Source organism: Neorhizobium sp. USDA 3394, from assembly GCF_056280385.1.
On sequence record NZ_JBWCDU010000001.1, the window covers coordinates 3,897,344 to 3,915,581 of the forward strand.

18 protein-coding genes are annotated in these 18,238 nt (G+C 63.9%); 5 read left to right on the forward strand and 13 right to left on the reverse strand.

The window, feature by feature from the left end:
- Positions 1-3: 3 nt before the first annotated feature.
- On the reverse strand, positions 4-1,005 hold the full coding sequence (locus tag ACZ9EJ_RS19245; protein ID WP_251090765.1) for a zinc-dependent alcohol dehydrogenase: 1,002 nt from the start codon (positions 1,003-1,005) through the stop codon (positions 4-6).
- A gap of 219 nt (positions 1,006-1,224) precedes the next feature.
- Here ACZ9EJ_RS19245 and ACZ9EJ_RS19250 point away from each other — a divergent pair, with 219 nt between their 5' ends.
- Together ACZ9EJ_RS19250 and ACZ9EJ_RS19255 are read left to right on the forward strand one after the other, a co-directional pair.
- Positions 1,225-2,022 carry a CDP-alcohol phosphatidyltransferase family protein gene (locus ACZ9EJ_RS19250; RefSeq protein WP_052764678.1) on the forward strand — a complete coding sequence of 266 codons (798 nt, stop codon included), beginning with the start codon at positions 1,225-1,227 and terminating at the stop codon, positions 2,020-2,022.
- The gene (locus ACZ9EJ_RS19255) at positions 2,009-2,758 is read left to right on the forward strand and encodes an FkbM family methyltransferase (RefSeq protein WP_046641853.1); all 750 of its coding nucleotides are present in this window, start codon (positions 2,009-2,011) and stop codon (positions 2,756-2,758) included. Before ACZ9EJ_RS19250 ends, ACZ9EJ_RS19255 begins: the two co-directional genes overlap by 14 nt.
- A gap of 4 nt (positions 2,759-2,762) precedes the next feature.
- On the opposite strand, the gene ACZ9EJ_RS19260 is transcribed toward ACZ9EJ_RS19255, so the two are convergent.
- Positions 2,763-3,689 carry a lysylphosphatidylglycerol synthase transmembrane domain-containing protein gene (locus tag ACZ9EJ_RS19260; protein ID WP_046641812.1) on the reverse strand — a complete coding sequence of 309 codons (927 nt, stop codon included), beginning with the start codon at positions 3,687-3,689 and terminating at the stop codon, positions 2,763-2,765.
- Positions 3,690-3,716: 27 nt separating this feature from the next.
- Here ACZ9EJ_RS19260 and ACZ9EJ_RS19265 point away from each other — a divergent pair, with 27 nt between their 5' ends.
- Positions 3,717-5,369 carry a sulfatase-like hydrolase/transferase gene (locus ACZ9EJ_RS19265; RefSeq protein WP_046641813.1) on the forward strand — a complete coding sequence of 551 codons (1,653 nt, stop codon included), beginning with the start codon at positions 3,717-3,719 and terminating at the stop codon, positions 5,367-5,369.
- 27 nt (positions 5,370-5,396) lie between these two features.
- On the opposite strand, the gene ACZ9EJ_RS19270 is transcribed toward ACZ9EJ_RS19265, so the two are convergent.
- From ACZ9EJ_RS19270 to kynU, 6 genes are all read right to left on the reverse strand, one after another.
- On the reverse strand, positions 5,397-6,110 hold the full coding sequence (locus tag ACZ9EJ_RS19270; RefSeq protein ID WP_046641814.1) for an ABC transporter ATP-binding protein: 714 nt from the start codon (positions 6,108-6,110) through the stop codon (positions 5,397-5,399).
- Entirely contained in the window at positions 6,107-7,876 is a 1,770-nt protein-coding gene (locus ACZ9EJ_RS19275) for a branched-chain amino acid ABC transporter ATP-binding protein/permease (protein WP_046641815.1), read from the reverse strand. Before ACZ9EJ_RS19275 ends, ACZ9EJ_RS19270 begins: the two co-directional genes overlap by 4 nt.
- A 3-nt stretch (positions 7,877-7,879) precedes the next feature.
- On the reverse strand, positions 7,880-8,914 hold the full coding sequence (locus tag ACZ9EJ_RS19280; RefSeq protein WP_046641817.1) for a branched-chain amino acid ABC transporter permease: 1,035 nt from the start codon (positions 8,912-8,914) through the stop codon (positions 7,880-7,882).
- A gap of 75 nt (positions 8,915-8,989) precedes the next feature.
- Entirely contained in the window at positions 8,990-10,138 is a 1,149-nt protein-coding gene (locus tag ACZ9EJ_RS19285; protein ID WP_046634711.1) for an ABC transporter substrate-binding protein, read from the reverse strand.
- Positions 10,139-10,280: 142 nt separating this feature from the next.
- On the reverse strand, positions 10,281-10,796 hold the full coding sequence (locus ACZ9EJ_RS19290) for a MarR family winged helix-turn-helix transcriptional regulator (RefSeq protein ID WP_080955820.1): 516 nt from the start codon (positions 10,794-10,796) through the stop codon (positions 10,281-10,283).
- A 4-nt stretch (positions 10,797-10,800) separates the two neighbouring features.
- Positions 10,801-11,994, reverse strand: a complete 1,194-nt coding sequence (kynU, locus tag ACZ9EJ_RS19295) for a kynureninase (RefSeq protein ID WP_046641818.1) — start codon at positions 11,992-11,994, stop codon at positions 10,801-10,803.
- Between the two features lie 207 nt (positions 11,995-12,201).
- On the opposite strand from kynU, the gene ACZ9EJ_RS19300 reads away from it, so the two are divergent.
- Positions 12,202-12,594 (forward strand): ACT domain-containing protein, encoded by a 393-nt coding sequence (locus ACZ9EJ_RS19300; RefSeq protein ID WP_046641819.1) that lies wholly within the window; start codon positions 12,202-12,204, stop codon positions 12,592-12,594.
- Here the strand turns inward: ACZ9EJ_RS19300 and ACZ9EJ_RS19305 are convergent.
- Both ACZ9EJ_RS19305 and cobA read right to left on the reverse strand, forming a co-directional pair.
- Entirely contained in the window at positions 12,591-13,904 is a 1,314-nt protein-coding gene (locus tag ACZ9EJ_RS19305; RefSeq protein WP_046641820.1) for a cobyrinate a,c-diamide synthase, read from the reverse strand. The two genes, ACZ9EJ_RS19300 and ACZ9EJ_RS19305, sit on opposite strands and share 4 nt — an antisense overlap.
- Positions 13,901-14,680 (reverse strand): uroporphyrinogen-III C-methyltransferase, encoded by a 780-nt coding sequence (gene cobA / locus ACZ9EJ_RS19310; RefSeq protein ID WP_046641821.1) that lies wholly within the window; start codon positions 14,678-14,680, stop codon positions 13,901-13,903. The genes ACZ9EJ_RS19305 and cobA overlap by 4 nt, the downstream gene beginning before the upstream one ends.
- Before the next feature lie 53 nt (positions 14,681-14,733).
- Here cobA and ACZ9EJ_RS19315 point away from each other — a divergent pair, with 53 nt between their 5' ends.
- Positions 14,734-15,846: a cobalt-precorrin-5B (C(1))-methyltransferase gene (locus ACZ9EJ_RS19315; protein ID WP_046641822.1), complete on the forward strand. Its 1,113-nt coding sequence runs from the start codon at positions 14,734-14,736 to the stop codon at positions 15,844-15,846.
- On the opposite strand, the gene cobM is transcribed toward ACZ9EJ_RS19315, so the two are convergent.
- Genes cobM through cbiE form a run of 3 tightly spaced genes read right to left on the reverse strand, consistent with a single transcriptional unit; the run spans position 15,819 to position 18,237 of the window.
- Positions 15,819-16,604 (reverse strand): precorrin-4 C(11)-methyltransferase, encoded by a 786-nt coding sequence (gene cobM, locus ACZ9EJ_RS19320; RefSeq protein ID WP_046641823.1) that lies wholly within the window; start codon positions 16,602-16,604, stop codon positions 15,819-15,821. The genes ACZ9EJ_RS19315 and cobM overlap by 28 nt on opposite strands.
- A complete protein-coding gene (locus ACZ9EJ_RS19325; protein WP_046641855.1) occupies positions 16,601-16,987 on the reverse strand; it encodes a cobalamin biosynthesis protein in 387 nt (128 codons plus the stop codon). The genes cobM and ACZ9EJ_RS19325 overlap by 4 nt, the downstream gene beginning before the upstream one ends.
- Complete coding sequence (cbiE, locus tag ACZ9EJ_RS19330; RefSeq protein ID WP_080955821.1) at positions 16,984-18,237, reverse strand: precorrin-6y C5,15-methyltransferase (decarboxylating) subunit CbiE; 1,254 nt, start codon at positions 18,235-18,237, stop codon at positions 16,984-16,986. The genes ACZ9EJ_RS19325 and cbiE overlap by 4 nt, the downstream gene beginning before the upstream one ends.
- Position 18,238: the final 1 nt, after the last annotated feature.

Genomic DNA, 18,238 nt, shown 5'->3' on the forward strand with positions numbered 1-18,238 from the left:
CCTTCAATACTTGATGCGGTGACAGAGCGTGGCGGCCGAACCGATAATCGCGGCGTAGTCGGCGGCGATGGTCTCGAACGGTGTTTCGCCCGAAATCAGGTGGTCGAGCCGGTCGTCGGCGAGAAGCTGGAGCGCCTTGCCCATGCGTCGCCTTGTGTCCCAGCGGGCGCGACGTCCGGGCGGCAGGGAGGCCACCTGCGAGCTGACGATGGAAAGCCGCTTGGCATGGAAAGCGCCGCCGAGAGGGATCTCCACGTGTCTATCCCCGTACCAGCTGGCCTCGACGATGCGCGCCTCGATACCGGCATGATCGAGCGCCGTCGCCAGGGCATCTGCCGAGGCGGAAGCATTGACCAGCACGTCGCAATCATGGGGCACATGGCCGGCAGACGAAAATCGAAGACCGAGAGCCTCGGCAGTTCCGGCGCGCTCCGGCTCGATATCGGAAATCACCACTTCGGTACCGATGATCCGCGAGGCAAGGTAGGCGACGAGAAGGCCGACGACGCCGGCGCCGAAAACGACCACGCGGTCGCCCGGCTGGATGCCTGCGTCCCAGGTGATGTTGAGTGCTGTCTCCATATTGGCCGCCAGCACGGCGCGCTTCGGGGGCAAGCCGCCGGCTAGCGGATGGGCGGCGGAAACGGGCACCCGAAAACGGTCCTGATGGGGATGCAGGCAGAATATAGTTTTGCCGACGAGATGTTCAGGCCCTTCTTCGACCACGCCAACGGCGGCATAACCGTATTTCACCGGGAAGGGGAATTGGCCGGCCTGGTGCGGGGCACGCATGCGCTGGTACTCGCTTTCCGGCACCTGTCCGGAAAAAACGAGAGATTCGGTGCCTCGGCTGATACCGCTATAGAGCGTTCGGACGACAACCTCGCCCTCGCAGGCCGCCGGCAGCGTCTCCTGCCGAAGCGCGCAACGGCCCGTCTCCTCGATCCAGAGGGCTCGTCCCGCCTTCTGCACCGCCGCACGCGGAGCTGTCTCACGCCTTGTCACGCCTCACACCTTTCACGCCATAACAATCCAGACCTAGAGGCTTCGACGATGACGGCAAGGGAGCCGTCCGGCGAGAGGGCGATATGGCCATCACGTTTATTTGACGGCGGTTTGGCGGATCCGGCCTTTGCTGCCCGCCGTATTCTTCTCCATGTAGTGCATGTGAGGAGAGCGTCATGACTATTTCATATCATCCCTTGGACGAGAAAGGCACGTCCGATGGCTGACTGGATGAATGCCGGGCGGCTGGATCGCCAGGCGGCGCGCAGGGCTCACCGTCTGCTCTCCCTGGATGCCTATGCCGTAACCATGACCCTCGCTGCCGCGATGGTTGCGGCCATGCATTTCCTCGGCGACTGGCTCGGCATCGATACGGCCGCCGCCTGCTGCGCCTTCATCATCTATGCGGCGATTTCCGCCATAGCGCTCGGCAATCTGCGCGCGCATGAGCATGGGCGTTTCGGCGCCGCCAATATTGTGACGACAATCCGTGCCGCCCTCACGTCGGTTTTAGGCGGGATGGTGCTGGCGTCGCCGCAATTCGGCGTGGACTTCGATCGGGACGCCTCATGGATGCTCGGTTTCGTAGTCGCTTTCGCGCTTCTTCTGGATGGTATCGACGGCTTCCTCGCACGGCAGGCGGGGACGTCTTCCCGGTTCGGCGCGCGATTCGACATGGAGATCGACGCGCTGCTGATCCTCTTCCTGTCGCTGGCGGCAGTGTTGCTCGGCAAGGCGGGACTCTGGGTCCTGCTGATCGGCCTGATGCGCTACGCCTATGTCGGCGCGCAGGCGGTCATTCCGGCGCTTAAGGGCGAACTGCCGCATTCGATGCGCCGCAAGGCGATCTGCGTCGTTCAGGGCGTGGCGCTCTGTCTGATGTTGTTTCCGGTCGTTACCTCGCCGGTCTCCACGCTGCTTGCGGCGGCGGCCCTCGCCTCGCTCACCTATTCCTTCGCCGTCGATGTGATATTCCTGGTGAACGCGAGCAGGAGCGATGATCATGCCGCGGCCTGATTTTTCCGCTTCCCTGGGCCTGACACGCTCGCTGCTGATCTATTACGGCCAGCCCTGGCGACGTTCTTCGCTAAGACGGTTCTATGCCGGCCTCGTCCGCAAGGGCGATCTCATCTTCGATATCGGTGCGCATGCCGGCAGCCGCAGCCGGACGCTTCTGTCGCTCGGCGCCAGGATCGTCGCGCTGGAGCCGCAGCCCGTATTTGCGGACTTCATCGCGAGATCCTTTGCCGGCGAAGAGTTGACGCTGTTGCGCAAGGCGGTCGGCAAGGAGTCCGGCAGCGTCGACCTGCATATTTCCAGCCGCCACCCGACCGTGACCAGCATATCCTCGTCCTGGATCTCGAAAGTCGAAAAGACCTCCGGTTTCCGCAACGTCACCTGGGACCGTGTCGAGCGCGTGGCGATGACGACGCTCGATTCTCTGATTGAGGAATATGGCCAACCGGTCTTCTGCAAGATCGACGTGGAGGGTGCCGAGGCAGATATCATCGCCGGGCTGCATCATCCGATCCCGCTGATCGCCTTCGAATATATCCCGGTGACGATGGAAATCGCCGAGGAGGCGATCGGCCATCTGCGGCAACTTGCTCCCTATCGCTTCAACCGTGTCGAGGGGGAGCGGCATCGTTTCGTCCATGACGAATGGACAACCGCCGATGCGATGCTGGCCGATATCGCGGGCCTTGCCGATCAGGCGTCCTCCGGGGACATCTATGCTCGCCTGGAGGCCTGACGGTTCAACGGTTCCGGCTGCTGAAAAGCGCCGCGAGGATGAATGCCAGGCCGGGTGCGGCGCCGACAAGCGCCAGAATGCCATAGAGAATGCTGGCGGCCACGCCGTCGGAAGCGGCATAACCGAAAAGCGGCCAGAGGGCGGCTGCCGCGGCCTCCCTGGCGCCCCAGCCGGCAATCGTGGCGGGGATCAGCATCATCAGCAGACAGAGCGGAATAGCGGTGACAGCCGCGAGTGCCGGTAGGGGTGCGCCGACGGCCGCGGAGGCGAGCATGAACATCGCGATATAGCTTGCGACGATGACGAGGCTGAACAGTGTCTGGACGATCCAGGCCCGGTCCCGCAGGAAGACCTGCGCCAGTGCCATCTTCAGTGCTGCGAGCAGAGGCTGAATGCGGCGCGGCGGGAAGCGGAGCAGCAGTAGGAACATGACGGCGAAGCCGGCGGCGACGAGCGCGAAACCGGAGATAAGATGGCGCAGGTCTTCCGGGATCGCTGCCCCGCCCAGAAGCGGCCAGAACATCACGCCGAAGGTCGCGATGACGAAAAATACTCCCTGTCCGGCGATCCGCTCGAACAGCACGGCCTGCGCCGGCACCTTCCAGCCACCATCATCATGAGTCCGGTTGCGGACAGCGCGGACGGCATCGCCTGCCACTCCGCCCGGCAAGATCTGGTTGAGCAGCGTTCCCAGATAATAGTCGCCTATCGCTTTCCCGACACCGAGGTGCTGGCCAAGCCGGGTTGCCGTGAACCGCCAGCGGAGCGCCGAGAGCACGATCTGCACCTGCACGAGGATGAGGCCGGCGCTTATATAGGTCGAATCGGCCGACGCCAGGCTTGCGGCAATCCGTTGCGGATCGAAGCGGAGGATCACGGCAATGAGAAGTGCGAAGGCCGCAGATAAGCCTATAAGCTTCAGAAAACGCATAGGCCGAAGGTTTTGCAGGAATAGCGCATGAACGAGTTTCGGCCTTTTCGCCAGAGTGACGCTGCCAGAATAGGGCATATCGCAAAGCGCAAGGCAAATGGATCGCCCTTTCCGAGGATCACGATTGCGCTGGCGATCGTTGCAGCCATTGTGGCCGTTCCCTCCCATTTTACCGATGTATCGGAACTCAGATTTCCGCTGGAAGTTGCGGCGGTTGCGTTGCTGGCTTCGGTGCTGACAGGTTCAGGCTTTTCCCTTTTGCGGTGGGCGGTCACATTGCTGGCGGCCGCGATGCTGTTCCTGAAACTCGCGGACATCGGTACCGGCACCGCTTTCCAGCGGCCGTTCAATCCCTATCTCGACCTCAAGATCCTCACCGACGGCTGGAACCTTCTCAGCGGAGCCGTCGGCGTCACGGAGGCGGTGGGGATCATCTGCGTGGGTCTTCTGGCCTGGCTGATTGTCGCGGCCGTTCTCTATTGGTTGCTCGGCGGTTTCCGGGGTCTTTCGTGCGGAGCCCGGCGCATATCCCTTCGCGCCAGCGGTGCTGTCCTGTTGATCGGACTGGTGGCGCTGGTGGTGCAAACCCTCGATCGCCGCAGTCTCGGCGTCGAGGCACATGCGGCATCCTATTTCGTCAACCGCGTCACCATGGTGAAGCAGTCGATTGCCGATCTCGCCCGGTTCGAAGAGGAACTGAGGCAGGATCCGGTTTCCGCCGGCCCGCATTTCTCGGCGCTTGCCGGCACGGACGTTGTGCTGGTCTTCATCGAATCCTATGGCCGCAGCGCGATCGAGGATCCGCGTTATGCGGCGCGCGTTGGCAGCCGGCTGGCCTCGGTGGAGAAGGAGATCGGAGCCGTGGGCCTGCAGGCACGCAGCGGCTGGCTCACCTCGCCGACCGTCGGCGGCATCAGCTGGCTGGCGCATGGGACGCTGCTCTCCGGCCTCTGGGTCGACAATCAGGGCCGCTACGACCGGCTGATCACCAGCGAGCGCAAGAGTCTCAACAATCTCTTTCGTTCCTCCGGCTGGCGCACCACGGCGGTCATGCCGGCGATCACGCTCGACTGGTCGGAAGCCGGTTATTTCGGCTACGACAGCATCCATGCGGCTGCGGGGCTCGGATATCGCGGAAAACCATTCAATTGGGTGACGATGCCGGATCAGTTCACGCTCGAGGCGTTCGAGAGGCTGGAGCGGCAGGCCCGTGACGAGCGAGGCCATAAACCGGTCATGGCGGAAATGGCGCTGATTTCCAGCCACGCCCCGTGGACACCCATCCCGTCGCTGATCCCCTGGGATAAGGTCGGGGACGGCGCGGCCTTCAACTCGCAGGCGGAAAGCGGCGATCCGCCTTCAGTCGTCTGGGCCGATCCCAACCGGGTGCGGGCGCAATACCTCACCGCGATCGACTACACGCTCGAAACGCTCGGCTCCTACATGGCGCGTTACGGCAGGAACACGCTGTTCATCTTGCTCGGCGACCACCAGCCGGCGTCGATTGTTACCGGCGAAGGGGCCTCGCGCGACGTACCCATGCATATCGTTACCGGCAACCCGGACCTCCTGAAACGCCTCGACGGCTGGAACTGGCAGAAGGGCATGCTCCCGCAGCCGTCCACCCCGGTCTATCGCATGGACGAGTTCCGCCGGAAGCTGGTCGAGAGTTTCGATTGATCCGCCGCGTCGGGCCGAGCCATCTCATCAGGAATGGGTGCCGAGATAGCTCTCCATCAGTGCCGGATTGACGGCCATTTCGCTTGCCGGGCCGGAAAGACGGACTTCGCCGAGTTCGACCAGGTAACCCTCGTCGGCGATTTCGAGCGCGGCACGGGCATTCTGCTCGACGAGCAGGATCGAGACGCCGGTCTTCCTCAGTTCCGAGACGATGTTGAGGATGTCGATGACGATCTTCGGTGCGAGGCCGAGGCTCGGTTCGTCGAGCAGCAGCAGGCGCGGCCGGCTCATCAGGGCGCGGGCAAGCGCCAGCATCTGCCGTTCGCCGCCGGAAAGCGTTCCGGCCAGCTGTTTGCGGCGTTCGGCCAGGCGCGGGAAACGGGCGTAGACGTCCTCGCGCGTCTCGGCGCGCTCGGCGGCGCTGCGCAGGAAGCCGCCGAGTTCGATGTTGTCTTCGACCGACATGGTGGAGAACAGTTCGCGCTTTTCCGGCACGAGGCAAAGACCGGTGGCGACGCGGCCTTCGACCGAGCGCGGCACGGGCGCGCCGTCGTAGACGATCGTGCCGGAGGAGGGGACGATGCCCATGATGGCGTTGAGCAGCGTCGATTTGCCGGCGCCGTTTGCGCCGATCACCGTGACGATGCTGCCGGGCTTCATGCTCATCGATATGCCGTGCAGCACCTCGGCCCGGCCATAGGAGACGTGAAGGTCGGAGAGTTCGAGCAGGTTTCCGCTCATGCGACACCCCCAAGATAGGCGGCGACGACCGCCGGATGTTTGCGCACGTCCGCTGGCTTGCCTTCGGCGATCAGGGTGCCGAAATCGAGCACCACGAGATGGTCGACGAGGCCCATGACGAAGCCCATGTCGTGTTCGACGAGGAGCACGCTTACGCCCTCCTCGCGCAGCTTCTTCAGGAGGTTGGCGAGCTCCTGCTTTTCACCGTGACGCAGGCCCGCCGCGGGTTCGTCGAGCAGCAGCACGGCCGGGTCGGCGGACAGGGCGCGGGCAATTTCGAGGATGCGGATCTGGCCGAGCGCCAGGTCGCCGGCCGGCCGGTCGCGATAGGCGCCGAGCCCGACGCGTTCGAGCTGGACGGCGGCTTCGGCAAGCAGTGTCGCCTCCTGCCTGCGCTCCAGCCGCAGGAAACTCCTGAAGACGCCGGCCGAGCCGCGCAGATGCGCGCCGAGCGCAACATTTTCCAGCACCGACATGTCCGGCAGGATCTTTGCGTGCTGGAAGGTGCGGGCGATGCCGTGTTTGGCGACTTCGCGCGGGCTGTCGCCGGTCATCGGCCGGCCTTCGTAGAAAACCGACCCGCTGGTCAATGAAGCGAGGCCGGTGATGAGGTTGAAGGTCGTGCTCTTGCCGGCACCGTTCGGGCCGATCAGGCCGACGACCTGGCCGGCGCGCACTTCGAAACTGACATCGTTGACCGCGACCAGCCCGCCGAAGGCTTTTCGTGCTTTTTCCACCTTGATCAGCGACGAGCCGGCCGGCGCGAGCGTGCGTTTGGCAAGCCTGTCGTCGGACGTCGGGAAGGACCGCCCGGGCCGTTTCGGCAAGAGCTTCAATACGAATGGCCACAGGCCGTCCCGGGCGAGCTGCAGGATAACCACCAACAGGATGCCGAAAACGACCATTTCCAGATTGGCGGTCGTGCCGATCAGATCCGGCAGGAAACGCTGCAGCACGTCCTTCATGATCAGCACGATGCTGGCACCGAAGATTGCCCCCCAGACATGGCCGGAGCCGCCGACCACGGCCATCAGCAGATATTCTATGCCCATGCCGAGCCCGAACGGCGTCGGGTTGACCGAGCGCTGCATATGGGCGTAGAGCCAGCCCGAAAGTGCGGCGACGACGCCGGCAAAGACGAAGACGGTGAGCTTGGCGCGCACGATGTTGACGCCGAAGGCTTCTGCCGCCTGCCCGCCGCCACGCAATGCCCGGATGCCCCGGCCGATCCGCGAGTCGAGCAGATTTTTCGCGCCGATCGCGACCGCAATCACGAAAAACCAGATAAGGTAATAGATCGACCCGTCGCTCATGAAGCGATAGCCGGCGAATTCAATCGGCGGGATGCCGGAAATGCCGTCGTAACGGCCGAGAAGGTCGATCTTGCCGAACAGATAATAAAGCGCCAGACCCCAGGCGATGGTGCCGAGCGGCAGGAAATGGCCGGAAAGGCGCACGGTGATGAGGCCGAGCGGCAGGGCGGTCGCCGCGCCGACGATCAGCGACAAGGGCAGGGTCAGCCAGGGCGACAAGCCGTAGTTCGTGCTCAGCACGGCCGTCGTATAGGCGCCGAAACCGCAGAAAGCCGCCTGGCCGAACGAAGTGAGACCGCCGACGCCGGTCAGGAGCACGAGGCCGATCGTCACCAGCGAGGCGAGGCCGATATTGTTGAGGATCGTCAGCCAGAAGGGCGGTACCGGCAGGAGGGGAATGATCGCCAGCAAAACGACGCCGGCGAGGCCGGGAAGCAAACGCTCGATTTTCATTGCTCACTCCTCCTCATGGAAGCCGCCGCTCAGCGACAGCCAGATCAGAACGGGAATGATGAGCCCGAAGACGATGACCTCCTTGTAGCTGCTGGCGAAGAAGGAAGAGAAGGATTCGACCAGGCCGACGCCGATCGCGGCGATCGCGGTGATCGGAAAGCTCGCAAGCCCGCCGATGATCGCCGCCACGAAGCCCTTGAGGCCGATCAGGAAGCCGGTATCGTAGTAGATCGTGGTGATCGGGCCGATCAGTACCCCGGAAACGGCGCCGATGGCGGCCGCCAGCGTGAAGGCGGTGACGCCGGTCAGATGGGTGCGGACGCCGACCAGTCGTGCACCGAGCCGGTTGACGGCGGTGGCGCGCAGCGCCTTGCCGAGCAGGGTTCGTTCGAAGAACATGTAGAGACCGACGATGATCGCAATCGTCGCTCCGTAGATGCAGAGGCTCTGGGCGCTCACCATCAAGGCTCCGATCGTGTAGTTGTCGTCGGCAAGCGGCTCGGCGCGCAGGCCCTCGGCTCCGAAGAAGACGAGGCCAAGCCCCATCATGGCAAGATGCACGCCAACCGAGGCGATCAACAGGACGAGCACGGACGCATCGGCAAGCGGCCGGTAGGCGATCCGGTACACGTAGACGCCCATGGGCGTGATGATCAGTATGGTGAGCAGGGCCTTCGCAACGGACGGGAGGTCGAGTGGCGCAAGCACGATGGTGATGCCGTAGATCACGCCGGGGAGCACCAGGTTGAGCGCGAGGCTGCGCAGAAAGGTGCGGACATCGGTGCCGCGGCGCATGCTCCAGAGGTCGAACAGGAAGGCAACCGCGCCGAAACAGACGAGAAGCGAGGTGGTGGCGGGCACCTTCCCGCCGTCGAGAAGCGCCAGCGTCAGCGCGCCATAGGCGACGAACTCGCCCTGGGGAATGAAGATCACCCGCGTGACCGAGAAGAGCAGGACCAGCGCCAGACCGAGAAGCGCATAGATTGCGCCATTGGTGACGCCATCCTGGATCAGGAAGGTCGCAATCATCGCGTCCAAGGAATTTCCCCCGATAACAGAAAAGACGCTGCAAAAAGGCCCGGCGCGGACGCCGGGCCCCGTTTGTTCGCAGACTTACTTGGTGATCTCGAACTTGCCGTTCTTGGCTGTGAGCAGCACCACGGCGCGGTCGTCGAGGCCAAGGTGATCGTCGGCCTTGAAGTTGAAGACGCCCTGGCTTGCCGGGAACGGGCCGCCGGTTTCGATCGCGTCACGCAGAGCAGCGCGGAATTCCGGCGTGCCGGGCTTTGCTTTCTTCAGCGCGACCGGGATGGCCTTCTTCAGGATGGCCATGGCATCGTTGATATGCGGGCCGAACTGGGTGCGGGTGCCGGGACCGAACTTCTTTTCGTAGGCCGTGACATAGGCCATGCCTTCCGCCTTGGTTTCCGCGGTATCGGGCAGGGCTTCCGGCGCCATGGCCGGGCCTGAGGCGAAGATCGTGTTGTCGGCAGCCTTGCCGGCGATGCGCAGGAAGTCAAAGGTCACGGCGCCATGGGTCTGGTAGATCTTGCCGGCGAAGCCACGTTCGCGCAGACCGATCTGCGGCAATGCGGCACCGGTACCGGAGGCGCCGACGAAGACCGCGTCCGGACGCGCGGCCACGAGTTTCAGCACCTGGCCGGAAACGGAAGTGTCGGGACGGGCATAACGCTCCTCGGCGACGACCTTCAGGCCGTATTGTTCGCCGATCCCCTTGAACTGGCCCATCCAAAGGTCGCCATAGCTATCGGAGAAGCCGATATAACCGACCGTCTTGACGCCATCGGCCTTCATCTTGGCAAACAGGTTCCTGGCGATCAGGCCGGCATCCTGCGGCATCACAAAGGTCCACTTGCCTTTGGAAATGGTCGGCGGAACCGGCGAGCAGGAGAGATGCGGCGTGCTGGTTTCGCCCGCAACGCCAGCGACCGCGATCGAAGCGGGCGTCAGCGCGGAGCCGACGATGACATCGACCTTGTCGTCGTTGACGAAGCGGCGGGCATTGGTGGTGGCAACCGAGGGGTCGCCGGCATCATCGAGAACGATGACCTTCAGCTTTTCGCCGCCCACTTCGGCCGGCCACAATTCGACGGAATTCTTCAGCGGAATGCCGAGTGCCGCACCCGGACCGGTCGACGATATGGTCACGCCGATCGTCACGTCAGCCAGGGCAGAGCTTGCAAATAGGGACAAGGACAGGGCGGCAACAGGCGCCATGCCAGCAAAAAACCGGTTCTTCATAGGATCCTCCCAGGACAAAAGCGGGCGATCTCCTCCCGCTCTGCCATTTGTTTACAGGGAGATTGTTTCTTTGTAAACAATTCAGATATTGGTTATGTAAAGCTTACGAACGCCGGTTCGAATGCGCCGGGATCCGCAAGCCCTATTCGGCATCGCTTCCCAACAGCCGCGCCAAACCGGCTTTCCCGTTCAGTTCCACCATATCACGGGCCAACCTGGCGCGACGTTCGATCAGTTCGAGCATGTCCATGAATGCTGCTGTCTTTTCGGGCGGCAGATCGCCGAACATGTGTTTCTCGAGGGCGTCGATGCCCGCCACCATCTTTTCGTAGACGGCCGTTCCTGCTGCCGTCAGCTCGATCTGGGCCCATCGCGCATCCCGTGCATCTGCGCGTCGGTCGATCAGACCGCGATCGACCAGTTCGCGGATAGCGCGCGACACCATCGCCTTGTCGATGGTCGTGAGTTTGCCGATTTCCATCGGCGAGATCGACTGATAGGTGCCGATCGCGGACATGACGCGCCAGATGTTCAGCTTGAAACCGTTGGCCTCGCAAAGCAGGCTGACGAGCTTCATCATTTCCGCGTTGCTGCGCGCGAGCCGGTAGGGCACGACCCTGGAGAGCTTTCGGGGGGACGTGGGCCGTTCTTCCGTCATCCGATCAGGTCACCACCGCCTTCTGCTTATATTCCACCGTGTCCCAGAGGCGATTGGTCATGATGTCTTCGAGGATATCCACCGCTCCCAATACCTCGGCCTCGCCGATATAGAGAGGTGTAAAACCGAAGCGAATGGCGTTCGGAGCGCGGAAGTCGCCGATCACGCCGCGGGCGATCAGGGCCTGCATGATCGCGTATCCCTCCTCGTGCAGGAAGGAAATCTGGCTGCCGCGCTTCGTCCCGTCGCGGGGCGAGCCCAGCTTCAGCATCGGGCAGCGCTTTTCGACTTCCGCGACGAACAGATCGCAGAGTTTTATCGACTGCCGCCGCAGGTCCGCCATGTCGACGCCCTCCCAGGCATCAAGCGCCGCGTCGAGCGCCGCAAGCCCGATGATCGGCGGCGTGCCGACCCGCATGCGGTCGATGCCGTCGCCCGGCCGATAACCGAGATCGAAAGCGAAGGGCTGTTCGTGCCCCAGCCAGCCGGACAAGGCGGGCCGCACCTTGTCCGCGTGGCGCGGGGCGACATAGATGAAGGCCGGCGCGCCGGGGCCGCCATTCAGATATTTGTAGGTGCAGCCGACCGCGAAATCCGCGCCGGCACCGGAAAGATCGACGGGCAGGGCGCCGGCGGTATGGGCAAGATCCCAGACGGTGATCGCGCCGGCGGCATGCGCCTTTTCGGTCAGCGCCTTCATGTCGTGCAGCCGGCCGGTGCGGTAGTCGACTTCGGTCAGCATGACGACGGCGACGGTTTCGTCGATGGCGGCTTCGACCCCTTCCGGCTCGACGATCTTCAGCTCAAGACCTTTGCCGAGCGAGCCGATCAGGCCTTGGGCCATGTAGAGGTCGGACGGAAAATTGCCGCTGTCGGACAACACGACCTTGCGTTCCGGCACCAATTCCAACGCGGAAGCGAGCGCCTGGTAGACCTTGATCGACAGCGTATCGCCCATGACGACCGTGCCTTCCTCGGCACCGATCAGCTTGGCCACCCGGTCGCCGATCCGCCGCGGCATCGCCATCCAGCCGGCCTTGTTCCAGCCCTTGATCAGCAGCTCGCCCCATTCGTCGGTCATCAGCCCGGCGACACGCTCTTTCGCGGCGAGCGGTAGCGGTCCGAGCGAATTGCCGTCGAGATAGATCACGCCTTCCGGCAGATAGAAGAGCGAGCGGGTCTTTTCGAAATCCGTCACCGGAACACCTTGCTGTTCGAAACCGAGTTTGAGGGGGCTTAGCCCCGAAGCAACGCAGACTAGAAGCTCGCGAGAGACACGCAAGACGGATTTACGGCTTATGGGATTGTTTCGGAGGAGATATCCGGTCTTGCGGGCGGTGAATTGCCGCCGTAACCTCAGCCCGAGGTTCATTCATCGGGCGATCTTTGGCGGGCTCATGAGCGTATCACCGACCTTTCCACCTTGCTTGCGAGCCTTGAGCCGGTGCTTATCGACGGCGAGTTCGTCTATGCGACCGTGCAGTCCGAGAACCTGCACGACTATCTGGCGCTGAAGCCCATCGGAATGTTCTTGGAAACGGAAGGCCTCACGCTGATCCTGCCGAGAGATGTTGCCGACAGCGCGGAACTAACCTCAAGCGCACCGCTTCGCTGCATCACCATGATGGTGCATTCCTCTTTGGAAGCGGTCGGCATGACCGCGGCGATGGCGGCAGCGCTGACCAAAGAGGGCATCAGCGCCAATGTCGTCGCGGCCTATTACCACGACCATATCTTCGTGCCGGCGGTGGACGCGGAACGGGCGGTTACCGCGCTCAGGTTGCTTTCTGCCGGTTAGCCGCGGGCAATCGCGTGGAAAAAGGCGCCGCTGACGAGGCCGCGCCTGCCGCCGGTCGGACCGATCGGCGTGCCGCCACCATCGGCGATCGTTGCAAATGGCTGGTCGGTTCCCGGCGAAACAACACCGGCATAGTGGAATTCATGGCCGCGGATCGTATCGCCCTTGCGGCCGAGCGGGCTACCCTCGACAAGTTCCGCCTGGCGGTAGCCGAGGTTCATCTTGCGTTTGGCGAAACTGGTACGGTGGGAGAGCAGCCCCGTCATGGCGTGCGTCATGCCATCGGCATCCTCCAGCGTCTCGCCGAGAACCATATAGCCGCCGCACTCGCCATGAACGGGTTTTGTTTCCGCAAATCGGGCTAGGCCGGACTTGAAACTCTCGGCTGCCGCAAGCCGTCCGGCGTGCAGTTCGGGGTACCCGCCCGGCAGCCAACAGACGTCGCAGCCAGCCGGTGGCGCCTCGTCGTTCAATGGCGAGAAGGGAACGATCTGCGCACCGGCGGAACGCCATTCACGCATCAGATGCGGGTAGAGAAAGGTGAAGGCGGCGTCCTGCGCCAAAGCGATGCGCTGGCCCGGCGGCCGCAGTGATTTTTCCGCCGAACCGCTGGGAATATTGAACGGCTTTGCAGCGGCATAGATCGCATCGAGGTCGAGCGAGGCTTCCATGGCATCGGCCAGCCGCTCGATATGTGCGTCCATTTCCGGATGCTCGCTTGCCTGGACGAGGCCGAGATGCCGTTCGGGCAGAACCAGCGAGGGATCGCGCAGGACGGTGCCGACGACGGGAATTCCGGCCGCCTGGATGGCATCGCCGCAGAGCTTCTTGTGGCGCTCGCTGCCGGCCCGGTTGAGGACGCAGGCCGCGATTTTCACGGTCGGATCATAATGGGCAAAGCCGTAAGCGATCGCGCCAGCGGTCTGGGACTGGCCGGAGACATCGAGCACCAGCAGCACGGGCAGATGGAACAGCCGGGCGAGGTCGGAGGCCGCGCCCGAACGGTTCTCTTCGCTGACGATGCCGTCGAACAGGCCCATGGCGCTTTCGATCAAAACCAGTTCCGCATCTTCCGCCGGACCCCGCGCGAGATGCCGGAGCAGGTCCGGGGCCATCGCCCAGCTGTCGAGGTTGAGGCCCGGCCGATGCGTCGCAGCCTCGTGGAAACCGGGATCGATATAATCCGGTCCGGTCTTGATGCCGCGCACCTTGACGCCGCGGCGGGCGAAGGCGCGCAGCAGGCCGATCGTGACGCTGGTCTTGCCGGAGCCGGAGCGCGGCGCACCGATGATGAGCGCGCGGGCCGTCATGGCTTGCCACCCGTCAGCACGGCCTGCATGGAAACGATCCGGCCGATGACGATCAGAGCAGGTGCTGCGAATTTCTGCCGCTCGACTTCCACTTCCACGGTTGCGAGCGTCGCCGTCAGCGAGCGTTCGTCCGGCGTCGTTGCCGCCATCAGCACCGCGACCGGCGTTTCCGGCGACAGCCCGCCTTCGATCAGCAGCCTGGCGATCGTGCCGATCGTGCTGACGCCCATGTAAACGACGATCGGCTCGCCGGTTTTCGCCAGTGCCTTCCAGTCCAGGTCGCCGGGGCTTCCCGCCGCATGGCCGGTCGCAAGGGTGATCGCGCGGCTCATTCCCCGCATTGTCGCGGGGATGTTGGCTGATGCGAGAGCCGCCAGCGCCGAGGTCATGCCCGGCAGGATGCGGAACGGGATGTTTTCTCGGGCAAGCGCCTCCGCTTCCTCGCCGCCGCGCCCGAATACGAAGGGATCGCCGCCCTTCAGTCGCAGCACGCGCTTGCCCTTGCGGGCGAGTTCGATCAGCAGGCCGGTAATATCGTTCTGGGCGACGGAGGGCTTGCCGCCGCGCTTTCCGACGAAGATCAGCTCGGCGGTTTTCGCGAGCGACAGCACGCCGTCGGAGACCAGCGCGTCATGGACGATCACATCGGCCTTGCCGATCGCGTCGGCGACTTCCAGCGTCAGGTAACGCGGGTGGCCCGGGCCGGCGCCGGCAAGCCAGACATGGCCGGGCTCGAAGACGGGTGCTGCGACGATAGATTCGATGCTTTCATTCATATGCGGACCTTTGACCGGTGACGCTCGGCCCCGGTCGGGCTATAGAAACGGCCATGGAAGCGGATGGCAAGAACCTGCGTCGTGGCTGGACCACGGGAACCTGCGCGGCGGCGGCCAGCAAGGCGGCCTGTCTTGCCCTCGTTTCCGGAAAATTCCCCGATATGATCGAGGTGACTTTGCCCGGCGGGCAGACGCCATCCTTCGCGCTCGCCGTCGAAGAAAACGGGGAGGGATTTGCGAGAGCCGGGATCGTCAAGGATGCCGGCGATGATCCGGATGTCACGCACGGCGCGCTGATCAAAAGCACCGTGCGGCGCGGCGTGGCGGGCAGCGGCATCACCTTCAAGGCCGGCGAAGGCGTCGGCACCGTCACCCGTGCCGGCCTGCCTCTGCCCGTCGGCGAACCCGCGATCAATCCGGTGCCGCGCAAGATGATCGCGCAGGCAATCGCCGAGGTTGCCGGCAAAGAGGCGGATTTCGAGGTCGAGATTTCCGTCGTCGATGGCGAGAAGATCGCCGAGAAGACGCTGAACGGCCGGCTGGGTATCCTGGGGGGCATTTCCATCCTCGGCACGACGGGGATCGTCATTCCCTTTTCCTGCTCGGCCTGGATTCATTCCATCTGGCGCGGCATCGATGTCGCGCGCGCCGCCGGCCTCACCCATGTGGCCGGCGCCACCGGCAACACGTCCGAAAAGGCGGTGCAGGCGCATCATGGATTGCACGAGATCGCGCTGATCGACATGGGTGATTTCGTCGGCGGCATGCTGAAATATCTGCGTGACCATCCGGTGCCGAAGGTCACGATCGCCGGCGGCGTCGCCAAGATGACCAAGCTCGCGCAGGGCATGCTCGACGTTCATTCCAAGCGTGGGCTGGCCGATCTCGAGGCTTTGGCGAAATTGGCGGGCGAAGCCGGAGCGAGCGATGAGCTTGCGGCGCAGATTGCTGCTGCCAACACGGTATCCCAGGCCTTTGCGCTTGCGGGTGAAAACGGCCTGGCCTTGGGCGACCGGATTGCCGCGCTCGCCTGGAAGACCGCTGCCAAGGCGCTCAAGGATACTGAGATCGCGCTGGAAATCCTGGTTTACGATCGCGAGGGCCGGCTGGTCGGCCAGACCGCGTTTACACCGTCCGATCATTCGGAATCCTTGGTGTCGGTCTGAGGCCAGCCGGGCCGGAAGCGGCGGACGTAATCGGCATTGTAAAGCTGGCTCTCGACGAAATCGGCAGCGCCCAGGCCTTTGCCGACGAAGATCAGCGCCGTGCGTTCGGCCGGCTCTGCGGCCAGCTTCGCCTCGATATTGGCAAGCGTGCCGCGGATGATCCGTTCTTCCGGCCAGGAGGCGCGCACCACGATCGCGACCGGGCAATCGGCGCCATAAAATGGTGTCAGTTCCGCGACGATACGGTCGAGCGCATGGATGGCGAGGTGGATCGCCAGCGTGGCGCCGGTCGCGCCGAAGGCCGCCAGCGTCTCGCCATCCGGCATTTTCGAAGCGCGGCCGGAAACGCGGGTGAGCACCAGGCTCTGCGCCACTTCCGGAATGGTCAGCTCCCGTCTCAGAGCCGCAGCGGCGGCGGCGAAGGAGGGCACGCCGGGAGTGAGGGTATAGTCGATGCCGTGCTTTTCCAGCCGGCGGATCTGTTCGGCAACCGCGCTCCAGACGGAAAGATCGCCGGAATGCAGCCGCGCGACATCCTTGCCGGCCCGATGTGCCGACACGTATTCCGCCTCGATATCGTCCAGTGACAGAGAACCGGTATCGACGATCCGAGCGTCCCTCGGGCAATAGTCGAGCAGTTCCTTCGGCATGATCGAGCCGGCGTAAAGGCAGACCGGGGAGCGGGCGAGAATATCGCGGCCACGCACGGTGATGAGGTCGGCGGCGCCTGGTCCGGCGCCGATGAAATGCACGGTCATGAATGGTCCTTCGAGCGGGCCAGCGCGCAGGTGGCGCCATCGGCGATCAGCCGCGCGACAATCAGTTCCGAAGCCTCGCCGGCAGCGGCCAATGCCGCCGCTTCGGAAAGGCTTGGCGTGGCGGTTTGCGCAAGGCTGTGTTTCGAAACGGTTTTGGTGCGGCCTTCTGCCTGCTTCAGCGCCGCATCGTCGAGAATGTGCAAGGGCAGGCCCAGTCGTTCGGCAAGCTCGATCATTCCCGGCTCATGCCGCTTGATCTCGCCGGTTGCCAAAACGGACACGGATTCCCGTGAAATATTCGCTTCGGCGCAGGCGGCGGCCAGCGCAGAAAGCAGCGCTTCCGCAGATGTGCCCTTTCGACAACCGAGACCGGCGGCAATCATGGCTTCACTCCGGGTTTCGTCCAGCTCCATTGGGTGACCGGCATGGCCGGTTTCCAGCCCGACATGCCGCCGATCGGCGCTGCGCGCGAAACCTCCATGCGGATCAGTTCGCCGCCAAGTTTCGCATGCGCTGCCAGAAGGACCGCTTCCATTTCCAGCGTCACGGCATTGGCGACCATCCGCCCGCCGGGCTTCAGCGCATCCAGGGCCGTGTCGAAAACGCCGGGCTCGCTGCCACCTCCGCCGATGAAGATCGTATCCGGCTGTGGCAGATTGGCCAAAGCTACTGGTGCTTCGCCTTCGACGATGCGCAGGCCTGGCACGCCGAATGCCAAAGCATTCCGCCCGATGCGTGCTGCCCGCTGCGGATTGGCCTCGATCGCAATGGCTTTCAGGGAAGGATCGGCCAGCATCCATTCGATGCTGATCGAACCCGATCCGGCGCCGATATCCCACAGCAGTTCGCCGCGGTGCGGAGCCAGTGCCGAGAGCGTCAGCGCCCGGATTTCGCGCTTGGTGATCTGCCCGTCATGTTCGAACAACGTATCGTCCAACCCGACAGTGCGCGGAAGGATAAAGGCTCCGGCTTCGGCCTTAACGTCGATGGCGACGACATTCAGCACATCGATATCCGGGAGCGCGAACTCATCTGCTCGCTGCGAGCGGATACGTTCCGCCGCGCCGCCCAGAGATTCCAGGACGGTTATCCGAGACGGCCCGAAACCGGTGCGGGACAATAGCTCCGCCAGCGCCGCCGGCCCGTTCTCATCGGATGTGAGCGCGATGATCCGCCGACCCGGATGAAGCGATGGCCGAATGAGTTCGAGTGGCCGACCATGCAAGGACACCGTTTCGATGTCCTGAAGCGGCCAGCCAAGCCGTGAGGCGGCCAGCGAAAAGGCCGAGGGGGCGGGGTAGGCGGTATATTCTTCAGGCGCGACATGGCGGGATAGCGTGACGCCGACGCCGAAGAAGAAGGGGTCGCCGGATGCCAGCACGCAGACCTTCTGGCCACGCAGCGCCACGACATCGCGCATCGCCGCGTCAAACGGTGTTGGCCACGGCCGGGCTTCGCCGGAGATCACGGAGGCTGCCAGTTCCAGATGCCGCCTGCCGCCGAAGACCACGGCAGCAGAAGCGATTGCCGCGCGGGCATTTTCGCCGAGGCCCGCGACCCCATCCTCGCCGATGCCGACGATGGACAGCCAGCGGCTTTGGTTTAAAGGTTTCCGCTCTGATTCAGGAGGCATC